The following is an 11238-nucleotide window of genomic DNA, read 5'->3' on the forward strand; positions in this document are numbered from 1 at the left end:
CCCGATACTGACAGGGACGGATGCCGGGTGCCAGCCCTGTGCTCAGCGCGCGGCGACCTTCACGCTGAGCGTCTTGCTCGAGGTTGCGCCGGCCGCGTTCACGAACTCCATCCGATAGACGTGGGTGCCGACGGCTCGATCGGCGACGGGAACCGCCACCCGCTGTGCGCCCGGCGTCGCGGCCGTCAGCGTCCCCTCCGCCAGCAGCACGCCGTCCTCGAACAGGCGGTAACCGGTCGCGTTCGTCCCCCACCACAGGTTCGCGGTGACCGTGTAGTCGCCGTCGCGATCGCGATTGTCACTCGAGAGCACAGGGACGCCAGGGGCGGCATCCTTCACCGTCACGGTCGCCGGCGCGACGGCCGTCGTACCCTGCGAGTTGACGAGCTCACCGGTGTATTCGTACGTCCCGTTCGCCTTGCCGGTGACCATGATCTGCGCGGACTGCGCCGCGACGCCGTCGTAGGCCAGCGGCACCGTCGCGATCGGGATGCCGTTCTCGAGGACTCGCAGCGCGGTGGCGTTCTGTCCCCACCACAGGTTCATGCTCACGACGTAGTCACCGTCGAGCAGTCCGGTGTCGTGCCCGTTGTCGTGCGAGAGCACGGCGCGTGCAGGTACGGCCGTCGCGCCATCTGACGGACCGGCCACTCGCACGAGCTCGAGATCGTCGACCGTTCCCCATGCTCCGCCTGGAAGCTCGCCCTTCACCGTCACGACCGCACGGTCGTCCGCGCCGATGTAGACGGCGCCGGTGGTCGGAGTGGACCACGCCCGCCAACCGTCAAGGGCGAACGTGACAGACTCTCCGGTCTGCGTGCTCGTCGACAGCGCGAGCGTCACACCGCCGTCCGCGCCCTCTCCATCACCCTGTAGCGCGCCGCGCACGACGTACCAGCCCGCGGCCAGGTCGGAGACGGCTTGCGACAACTCGAACGAGTATGCGGCACCCGCGTAGAAGTGCGCGGAGTGCGTACCGGATCGCGGGTCGTCCCACGAACGCAGAGTCAGCCCCGTCCCGGCGACCGTCCACATGCTGACGTCGTCGTCCTCGAACCCGGGGTTGTGCAAGAAGTTCCGCTCCCTGACGGTGATCGTGGCTGACGCCGCGAACCCGCCGTCGGTCACGCCCTCGACCGTGTGAACGCCTGGAGCATCGAGATCAGCATCCGACCACGTGACCGGATGCTGTTCGCTCGTGCCGTCGGTGTACGTCACCGTGACCTCGGCAGGAAGCTCGACGGCATCGCCCTCCGTGACTGTCATCACGACGGGAAGCACAGCCTCCACCTCACGGGGTGCGACAGCCCCGGTGCGCACGTACGTGTAGAGGTTCAGCACGTCGGAGGCGGTGCCGTCGAACTCGAACAGCGCCTGGTTCTCCCAGGCGGAACCCCCGAACCACTGCCCCGCGTCGTCGGGGTCGTATTCGCCGGCGTAGCTCGATGCCCACCCCGACCCGTCGCGTTCCCACAGCGCACGGTTCTGCTCGAGCTCTGCCGGAGCGCCCACCGGAAGCCATGCCGGCTCCCAGTAGAAGACGCCGATCCCAGCCTCTCCGACATCGGCGACGGCCTGCACGACATCGCGCATGGCGTTCGCCTGGCCCTGCCTGCTCACCGAGTACTGCGTGGCCTCTTCCGGCAGATCGATCACGTTGCCGTGGCCGTCGCCGTCCTCGAGAGTGAAGGCCCACGAGGTCTCAGCCACCATCACCTTCTTGTCGTACGTCTCCGCCACGTTCTTCAGCACCGCAGTGAGGTTCTCGGGCGTGCCATGCCAGAACGGATAATACGACGATGCGAAGACGTCGTAGTCGACGCCGCGGCTGTCGAGCTGAGCGGCGACGTTCGCGTAGAAGCCGGCCCGCTCGGGGTTCGTGAAGTGCACGGCCACGAGTGCGTCCGGTGCCTCGGCGCGCACGGCCGCCGCACCGGCGGAGAACACCTTCGACATGTCGTCCCAGCCGCTCACCCCCGCGACACCGCCGTTCGTCTCGTTGCCCACCTGGACCATCCTCAGGTCCACGCCCGCGGCGATCATCCTGCGAAGGGCATCACGGGTGAACTCCTCGACCTGCGCGGCCGTCTCGTCAGCGTCCATCCCCGCCCATGCCTTCGGCGCATGCTGCTTCGCCGGGTCGGCCCAGAAGTCGGAGTAGTGGAAGTCGACGAGCACGCCGAGCCCGGCATCCGTCGCCCGCGTGGCGATCTCGACCGCACGGTCGACGTCGACGTTCCCGCCGCCGTACCCGTTGCCAGCCACGTCGAACGGATCGTTCCAGACCCGCACCCTGACGTCGGTGACGCCGGACGCCGCCAGGACGTCGAACAGGTCGCCGGGTGTGCCGTCGGAATGGCGGAAAACGACGCCGGATGCCTCCAGCGACAGCACAGACGAGACATCGACGCCGCCGATGAAGTCGGCGGGCAGGTTCTCGACGCGGGGCACGGTGATCGTGGCGTCCACCGGTTCGGATGCGATGGCGGTCGCCGGTGCGATACCGGCTCCGAGCATCGCGAGAGCGGCCACGGCGGCGAGCGCTGCGGACAGAAGTGGACGTGTGCGACAGTGCATGACGGCCTTTCGGTAGACGTGGACGGTGCGACTTGAATACGGGTCAGCCCTTGACGGCGCCCTGGGTGAGGCCGCCGACGATGTACTTCTGCAGGGAGAAGAACAGGGCGAGCACGGGGATAGCGGCGACCACGACACCGGCGGCGAACAACCCCCAGCGCGAGGCCAGCTGGTTCGACACCCACTGGTACATGCCGACGGCGAGGGTCCAGTTGTCCTCGGAGGTCAGGATGATCTTCGACAGGATGAAGTCGCCGAAGCACGCGAGGAACGACAGCAGTGCGACCACTGCGAGGATCGGGACGACCAGGGGCATGATCAGCTTCCAGAAGATCTGCGCGTGGCTCGCGCCATCGATCTTCGCTGATTCGTCGATCTCGATCGGGATCGTGTTGAAGAACCCGTACATGAGGAAGGTGTTCGCGCCCAGAGCGCCGCCGAGGTAGACGCAGATCAGGGCGAGCTTGGAGTTGATGCCGAGGGCCGGCACGACCTCGCCGATCGTCAGCAGCATCAGGAAGATGGCGACGAACGCGAGTGCCTGCGGGAACATCTGCACGACGAGCAGCGTCGTCAGGCTCGCACGTCGCCCCGTGAAGCGGAACCGGGAGAACGCATAGGCGGCTGAGGCGCCCATGATCACGGATGCGACAGCGGTGATCACCCCGATCGTGAGGGTGTTGCCGAACCACACCCAGTAGCTGGACTGACCGAGCGCGATGTAGTTCGCGATGTCGATGATCGCGAACAGGTCGTTGCTCGCCGCCAGGCTGCCCTTCGGATTCAGCGACGCCGACAGCACGTACACGAGAGGGAAGGCCGCGATGAACAGAACGACCGCGGCGAGGACGTATTTCCAGCCGACCTCGGCCCACCATCGACGCCGACGCGCGCCCGCGCGGGCCGCCAGAGCATCCTTCGAAGAACCCGTCACGACTGCTCGCGTGTGCATGGACATCACTGGTACTCCTCGAGTTTGCGGGTCTGGCGGAAACTCACCGCTGAGATGATTCCGACCACGATGAAGGCGACGATGGAGAGAGCACTGGCGAGGCCGTAGTCGGACGCGCCGCCGGAGATTCCGGAGACGTCGTATATCGCCGAGACCAGGATGTCCGTCGAACCGAGCGCATACGGTGCCCCAGGTATCGCCGGACCGCCGTTGTTGAACGTGTAGATGACCGTGAAGTTGTTGAACGCCACCGCGAACGAGGCGATCAGCAGCGGGGCCGTCGACACCAGCAGCAGTGGCAGCACGATCGAACGGAACCGCTGCCACTTGTTGGCACCGTCGATCTCGGCGGCCTCGAGCGTGTCACCCGGAAGTGACTGCAGCGCTCCGGTGCACACCAGGAACCAGTACGGATAGCTGAGCCAGACGTTCACGAAGATCACCGCGGCCCTCGTGAGCCACGGATCGCCGAGCCAGTTGATCTGGCTGCCGAAGAGGAACAGGTCGTTGATCACGCCGAACTCGGCGTTGAACATACCGCGGAACAGGAGTGCGGCCATGAATGCCGGGAACGCATACGGAAGGATGAACAACGCGCGCAGGATGCGGCGCCCCTTCACCCGCGGGTCGTTGTAGACCATCGCGAGGCCGAGTCCCACGGCGAAGCTCAGTGCCACGGAGAGGATCGCGAACGCGAAGGTCCACAGCGTCACGCTCCCGAGAGTTCCCGCGAGCATGGAATCCGTGAACAGCCGGATGAAGTTCTCGAAACCGACGTTGACGAACCAGCCCGTGGGCAGTTCCTCGCCGTCCTCCGAGACGAACGTGCCACGGTCATTCGCGCCGTAGACCGTGCCACTGGCGGTGTCGGTGATGGTCTGCGCCTCGGCATCCCACACCAGGGTCGACTCGTAGACCGCTCCGGACGATCCCTCACGCGTGCGGATCGAGCCGTCGTTCGGGTCGTCAGAGACCGGGACGCGCAGTTCGGTGATCTGCGCCTGCAGCGCGGCATCCGTCAGAAGTGTCGCGCGGGGGATGACCGTCCAACCGGGCACCTCGGTCGGTGCTCCGCCGCTTCCTATCTCAGCATCCGACGCCTCGGAGAGCGGCTCGATCGCCGATCCGACGCGTACCTCGTCATCGTCGGTGACGATCGCGAACCCCAGCTCATCGCCGCGCTGCACGACCGAGAGCGGATACGTCGGTGAGCCATCGACTCGGCGCTCGCCCTGGATGAGAGCGGCCTCGACAGCCTGCTCCTGCGAACCGATGTGGCCGGTGCCGTAGTTCGTGAAGGCGATGTACGCGGTGTATCCGAAGATGAACACCTGGAAGACGAGCAGGAAGACGAGGCCGGGTAACAGGTACTTCATCGGCAGCGCACGCTTGCCGAAGTAGACGATGTCGGCGATCACGACGAGCGCCACGACCACGCTCAGTACGATCCATGACTCCGCCCGCCAGGCCGAGATCACCGTCAGGATGCCGAAGGCGTTGACGAGCGCCATGAGAGCGAGTTTGACGAGGAACCCCCAGCCGGGGCCGCGCCAGCGTCGCGCGTGCGGTTCGCGCCGCGATGCCGGATTCGGCTGCGCGGTATCAGTCGTCGGTGCCTCGGTCGACATCCATCACTCCTTGTTCGGGTCGGAAGGTCGGGAGGCGCAGTCGCCTCCCGACCCTGCGTGTCAACCGGCCAGAGTGGCCTGGAGGTCGGCGACCATCGTGTTCCACGTCGAAGCAGGCTCAGCGCCGTTGATGATCTGCACCTGAGCGGCGTTCCACAAGTCCCAGACAGAACCCATCTCGGGGATCGACGGCATCGGCACGCCGCCCTGGGTCGACGCCACGAATCCGGCGATGATCGGGTCGGAGGAGACCTCCTCCGCGAGGGTCGACCACGCGGGGATGCGAGGATCTGCCTCGTAGAGCGCGCGCTGCGCATCTTCGGTGCCGAGGTAGTTCACGAGGAACTCCTGAGCGAGCAGCGCGTTCTTGCTGTCGCTGGAGAGGTAGAAGCCCTGCACGCCCACGAAGGGCGCGGCGGTCTCGCCACCGGCGGACGGGATCGGGTTCACGGCGACGTTCATGTCCTCGAACAGGCTCATCGCCCACGGGCCCTGGATCGTGTACGGCGCCTTGCCGGTGGCGAAGAGCTCGTTGTTGATGTCGTAGTCGACCGTGGTGGAGATGTAACCGGTGCCGGCGGAGCCGTTGGCGCCGAGCCAGTTCGCGAACGCCTCGCCCGCGGCACCGCCCATCCCGACCTCGGTCGTGTACGAACCTGACTCGTCCTGCACGAACACCGGTGCGCCGAACGAGGTCTGAAGGCCGTACATCGTGTAGCCGTCACCGGTCTCACCGGCCGTATTGATCACGAACGGACGCTCGGCGCCCGACGCGATGCCGCTCTGGATCATCTCGTCCCACGTTGCCGGCGCTGCGTCGCCCACGAGGTCGACGTTCTGGATGAGGGCGATGCTCTCCAGCGAGTACGGCAGAGCATAGAGCTGTCCGTCGTACGTCATGGCGTCCAGCGCCACCTGTTCGAACTCGCTCGCGGTGTCACCGAGGTCGATGGTGTCGACGACACCGGCAGCGACAAGCGCGCCGAGCCAGTCGTGCGCGCCGACGGTGATGTCGGGCCCCTCACCGGTCGGAACCTGGGCGATGAAGTCGTTGCGGAGGTCTTCGAAGTTCTTCTGCACGAGGGTGACCTTCGCGCCGGTCTCCTCTTCGAACGACTCGGCGGCGGCCGTGAGCGCGGCTTCGCGCTCGGCATCCGTCCAGATGACCAGCTCCGCGCCGTCGCCCGCGGGGGCGTCGCCGGCGCTCTCTGGAGTGCTCGATGTGCAGCCGGTCAGGACGACGGCCGCTGCCAACGCGAAGGCGCCGACTGCGATGTGCTTGCGCATGCGATTTCCTATCTGTTGTGGTCGTCGATGCGCTTCCGAGTGCGAGCCGCATCGTCACGACCGGGTGGTGTGCGACGGCCGAGTGGCCTGCCGCGATTCGGTTGTCAGGTGGTGCGGGGTTTCGAGCTGCGGATGACGGCGACGCCGCCCGCTGGGATCGTGAAGGTGTCTTCGATGTCGGACTCGGTCAGCAGTTCACGGCCGATGGCCGGCACCACGGCATCCTCATCGCCGTGATTGACGGCAATGCGGTAGACCGCGTCGTCAGCGTGACGGGTGATGACCTCGAGATCTTCGGGCAGGTCATCCGAGGTGACTCCGGCGTCGGCGTAGACCGCGGACATGACGTGCTCAAGGCCGGCGGCATCGAGCCTCGTGCTCACGTACCAGCCCGTGCCCTCACCGTGGACGTTGCGAGTGATGGCCGGTTCACCTGCGGCCGGACCCTGTGCGTACGTGCCCACGACCTCTGCACCGCTCAGCCGCAACGCCTCCTGCCAGTGGTCGGAGCCGAGCGTGTCGCCCGACGACGTCTGTACCGACGCCGTCTGTCCGGCGCGCAGCGGCAGGTGCTCTTCGACATCCACTCCGAGCACGTCACGCAACGGCGCGAGGAAGCCTCCGGGATGCACGGCGTCGTTCTCGTCGACGACGGCCGAGAAGTACGACACCAGCAGCGTGCCTCCACCTTCGACGTAGCGGGTGAGGTTCTCGGCATCCGCTGCCGTGAGCAGGTACTGGGCCGGGGCGATGACGAGCTTGTACTGCGAGAGGTCGTGCCCAGGCAGCGCGAAGTCGCAGGTGATGCCGTCGCGCCAGAGCCGCTCGTAGAAGGCGCGGATGCGCTCTTGATGTGAGAGGTCGTCGGTGGGGCGCCACTCGAGATCCTGCGCCCAGAACGATTCGAAGTCCCACAGCATCGCGACATCGGCTTCGACAGTGCTGCCCTGCACTTCATCGAGGCGCTTCAGATCCGTACCGAGCTTCGTCACCTCGCGGAACACGCGGGAGTTCACTCCGGCGTGCGGCAGCATCGCGGAGTGGAACTTCTCGGCGCCGGAGCGACCGGCTCGCCACTGGAAGAAGAGGATGCCGTCGGCACCGCGCCCGAGATGGGTGAGTGAGTTGCGGGCCATCTCGCCAGGACGCTTGGCGATGTTGCGCGGCTGCCAGTTGACGGCTGAGGTGGAGTGCTCCATCAGGATCCACGGCTTGCCGCCGCCGACCGAGCGGCTGAGGTCGGCGGCGATGGCCAGCCCGATGTGCGCGTCCTCGTCTGCCGCCCAGAGGTAGTGGTCGTCCGAGACGACGTCGACCTCACGGCCCCAGGCCCACAGGTCGGTCGTCCAGCTCTGGTTGGCCATGAAGTTGGTCGTGATCGGCTGATCGGCGTGCGCGCGGATCGCGTCGCGCTCGACGATGAAGCACTCCCGCAGTTGGTGGTCGGTGAAGCGGGCGAAGTCGAGACGCTGAGCAGGATTGACGACGCTGGGCGCGACCGTCGGCGTGTTGATGTGCTGCCAATCGGTGTAGTGCTGGCCCCAGAAGGCCGTGCCCCACGCCTTGTTGAGTCCGTCGAGCGTGCCGTACTTCTCCTCGAGCCAGACCCGGAAGGCGGCAGCGGAATGCGCCGAGTGGTCTTCTCCGACGGGCACGCCGTACTCGTTGTGCACATGCCAGAGGACGACGGCCGGATGCTGCGCGTACCGCGTCGCGAGCGTGTCGGCGTAGCGGAAGATGGCTTCGCGGTAGGCCGGCGACGAGTGCGACGCCATGCCGCGGGAGCCGAAGCCCATCGTGCGTCCGTCGCGGTCGATGACCCTGGCATCGGGGTGCGCAGCGAAGAACCACGCCGGCGGTGATGCAGTCGGCGTACCAAGGTCGACTGCGATGCCGTTCGCGTGCAGCAGATCGAGCAGTTCGTCGAGCCAGGTGAAGTCGAACTCGCCCTCGGCGATTTCGATGAGCGCCCAGGAGAAAATGCCGACGCTGACCAGGTTCACGCCCGCCTCACGCATGAGCTCGACGTCTTCACGCCAGGTCTCCCGCGACCACTGCTCGGGGTTGTAGTCGCCGCCATAGGCGATTCCCCGTAGTTCGGGCCAGGCGTGGGGGGTGGTCATCGTCACTCCATCGGGTCGGTTCGGGTTGTGCTCAGCCGCTGCGCGAGGGGCTGGGACCGGTCTCAGTTCTGTGGAAACGTGTACTGGGACCGGTCTCAGTTCTACCTCATGAACGAGTGGATCGAAGCATCCGGTCCACCAACCGTTACCCAACTGAGACCGGTCCCAGGGTGGCGCACTGAGACCCTGCGTGGAGTGAGTAGAGTCATTGCGATGAGCGAAGTAACGGCACGGCGCAAGCCGACGATCCGCGATGTGGCGGTGCAGGCGGGGGTTTCCCGCAGCACGGTCTCGCGCGTGATCAACGGCGGGCACTGGGTCTCACCTGACGCCCGCGTCGCCGTCGAAGAGGCGATCGTCGCCACGGGTTACACCGCCAACCATCATGCGCGCAGCCTCGCCACCGGGCGCGCGGGGTCGATGGCGTTCCTGCTCACCGAGCCCCAGCAGCTGCTGTTCGACGACCCGACATTCGCTCTGCTGCTGCGCGGCGCGGCCGAGGCTCTGGCGCAGCGCGCGATGACCCTGGTGCTGCTCGTCGCCGGCACGCCCGCCGAGCGGGAGAGCGTGGCGCACTTCATAAGCGCTGGCCATGTCGACGGCGTGCTGCTGATCTCATCGCACGAGTCGGAGCCGCTGCTTGACCAGTTGCTCGACTCCGGGGTACCGATCGTGAGCTGCGGTGTGCCACTCGGGCATGAGAGAGAGCTTTCGACCATCTCTGTCGAAGAGGTCGCGTCGGCGAAGACCATGGTCGCGTACCTGCAGCAGAAGGGATACGAGCGCATCGGCATGATCGCCGGACCGGACGATACGCCGGGCGGACGATACCGGCTGGTCGGCTTCCGAGAGCAACTCGGCGACGACTTCGACGACGCGTTCGTGGAGATGGGCGACTACTCGTTCGAATCCGGTCAGACCGCGATGACCCGGCTGCTCGAGCGGGGGGTGGATGCCGTGTTCGCCGCGAACGACCGAATGGCCGCCGGTGCGATCGCCGCCGTCCGCCGGGCAGGGCTCCGAGTGCCGGATGATGTCGCGGTCGCCGGGTTCGATGACTCTGGTCTGGCCGCGACGCACGAACCCACCATCACGACCATGCGGCAGCCGTGGGAGCAGATCAGCGCGCAGATGGTATCCGTTCTGCTCGACGCGATCGCAGGGGCGGAACCGCGATCGGTCATCCTCGACACCGAGCTCGTGGTGCGCGAGAGCGCCTGAGCCCGCCGATCACCCCCGCAGCAGCGACCAGCGTGCCGACGGCCGGCTGGTGTCCGGCGTCAGCACCGCGAGCACGCGTACCAGCGTCGTGAGCCAGAGCAGCCCGAGACCGATCACGATCGCCTCGAGGACGGTCAAGGAGTACAGATTGAAGCTGTCGGCCAGCACGAAGGCGATGACCAGCAGCAGGGCGACTCCGACTGTAGTGATCAACAGTGGCCGCGGAGGGCCGGGGATCACGGTGGTCGTGAGCACCCCGGACGCGACGAACAGCACCAGCGTCGAGACGGCGGCGATGTTATGAACCAGGACGATGTTCTCCTGAGGGAACAGCCCGACCGCGGCGAGCGCGATGCCGGTCGCCGCCCACAGAGCGACCACCCAGGCGATCCGTCCCAGCGCGCCGTCTCCGAGGATGCGATGAAGATCGCGACCGATGTATGAGCCGACGGTGGCGATCAGGACACCGGCGACGACGAGCGTGCCGTTGAATGCCCAGGATCCGACGCCGATGCCGAGTTGCGAGAAGTTCGTCTCCCACCAACGGGGGTTCGCGGCGGTGAGCATCGCGAACAGCGTGCCGATCACCAGGTAGCTGAACAGCAGCGTGGCGAGGTCGGCGGTGTGCAAGCCGATTCCCGCGGCGAACGTCAACCGGCCGGCGACAGCACTGGCGACCCCTGTGACGATGCCGCCGCCGAGCGCCGGCAGCTCGAGCCCTTGCAATCCGACGCCGAGCACCTCGCTGGCTAGCAGCACGCCAAGCGCAGTCACTCCCGCGAATGCGATCGTCAGGGCGACGGCAGAAGCAGCAGAGATGATCGTCTGCCAGCGCGGCATCGACGCGTGCTCACCCCGACGGTGCAGGAACGTGCTGACCACGAAGGATGCCGCGGCGATCGCCCCCGCGACTGCGGCTGCCGGAATACCGACCGAGCCATCTCCGGCGATCGGTCGCGGATTGCCCCACAGCAGCAGCGTGCCGATGCCGGTGCCGACCAGGAAGCAGACGACAGTCGCCCATACTGCACGGGATTCCTGTCTCATCCGCTGCGTCTGGTCCATGCATCCATCGAACCACGCGGCTGCGACGTTTCGACTCGCCTACGGCTCGCTCAACGCGTTTCGTCTCGCTGCGCTCGCTCAACGACCCGCGGGGGCAGTTCACGGGGCGTTGAGCGACGAGCGGAGCGAGGAGACGAAGCGGGCTGAGCGACCGAAGGGAGTCGAAGTGTCGCTCAACGACCCGCGGGGGCAGTTCACGGGGCGTTGAGCGACGAGCGGAGCGAGGAGACGAAGCGGGCTGAGCGACCGAAGGGAGTCGAAGTGTCGCTCAACGACCCGCGGGGCAGTTCACGGGGCGTTGAGCGACGAGCGGAGCGAGGAGACGAAACGGGCTGAGCGAGTCCAGCGAGTCGAAGTGTTGCTCAACGACCCGCGGGGCAGTTCA

7 protein-coding genes are annotated in these 11238 nt (G+C 66.7%); 1 reads left to right on the forward strand and 6 read right to left on the reverse strand.

Going from position 1 to position 11238, the window contains the following annotated elements; genetic code table 11:
• Positions 1-42: 42 nt before the first annotated feature.
• The 5 genes from JF52_RS0105440 to JF52_RS0105460 form a co-directional block, all read right to left on the reverse strand.
• Positions 43-2577: a glycosyl hydrolase 53 family protein gene (locus tag JF52_RS0105440; protein ID WP_052166771.1), complete on the reverse strand. Its 2535-nt coding sequence runs from the start codon at positions 2575-2577 to the stop codon at positions 43-45.
• 43 nt (positions 2578-2620) lie between these two features.
• Entirely contained in the window at positions 2621-3535 is a 915-nt protein-coding gene (locus JF52_RS0105445; RefSeq protein WP_033105346.1) for a sugar ABC transporter permease, read from the reverse strand.
• Complete coding sequence (locus JF52_RS0105450; protein WP_033105347.1) at positions 3535-5157, reverse strand: ABC transporter permease subunit; 1623 nt, start codon at positions 5155-5157, stop codon at positions 3535-3537. Before JF52_RS0105450 ends, JF52_RS0105445 begins: the two co-directional genes overlap by 1 nt.
• A gap of 60 nt (positions 5158-5217) precedes the next feature.
• Positions 5218-6444 (reverse strand): sugar ABC transporter substrate-binding protein, encoded by a 1227-nt coding sequence (locus JF52_RS0105455; protein ID WP_033105348.1) that lies wholly within the window; start codon positions 6442-6444, stop codon positions 5218-5220.
• 104 nt (positions 6445-6548) lie between these two features.
• Positions 6549-8567, reverse strand: a complete 2019-nt coding sequence (locus JF52_RS0105460; RefSeq protein WP_033105349.1) for a beta-galactosidase — start codon at positions 8565-8567, stop codon at positions 6549-6551.
• A 213-nt stretch (positions 8568-8780) separates the two neighbouring features.
• Between JF52_RS0105460 and JF52_RS0105465 the strand changes: the two genes are divergently transcribed.
• On the forward strand, positions 8781-9788 hold the full coding sequence (locus tag JF52_RS0105465) for a LacI family DNA-binding transcriptional regulator (protein WP_033105350.1): 1008 nt from the start codon (positions 8781-8783) through the stop codon (positions 9786-9788).
• 9 nt (positions 9789-9797) lie between these two features.
• On the opposite strand, the gene JF52_RS0105470 is transcribed toward JF52_RS0105465, so the two are convergent.
• The gene (locus JF52_RS0105470; RefSeq protein ID WP_033106346.1) at positions 9798-10835 is read right to left on the reverse strand and encodes a DUF998 domain-containing protein; all 1038 of its coding nucleotides are present in this window, start codon (positions 10833-10835) and stop codon (positions 9798-9800) included.
• Positions 10836-11238 lie beyond the last annotated feature (403 nt).

Source organism: Microbacterium profundi, from assembly GCF_000763375.1.
Classification (GTDB): domain Bacteria; phylum Actinomycetota; class Actinomycetes; order Actinomycetales; family Microbacteriaceae; genus Microbacterium; species Microbacterium profundi.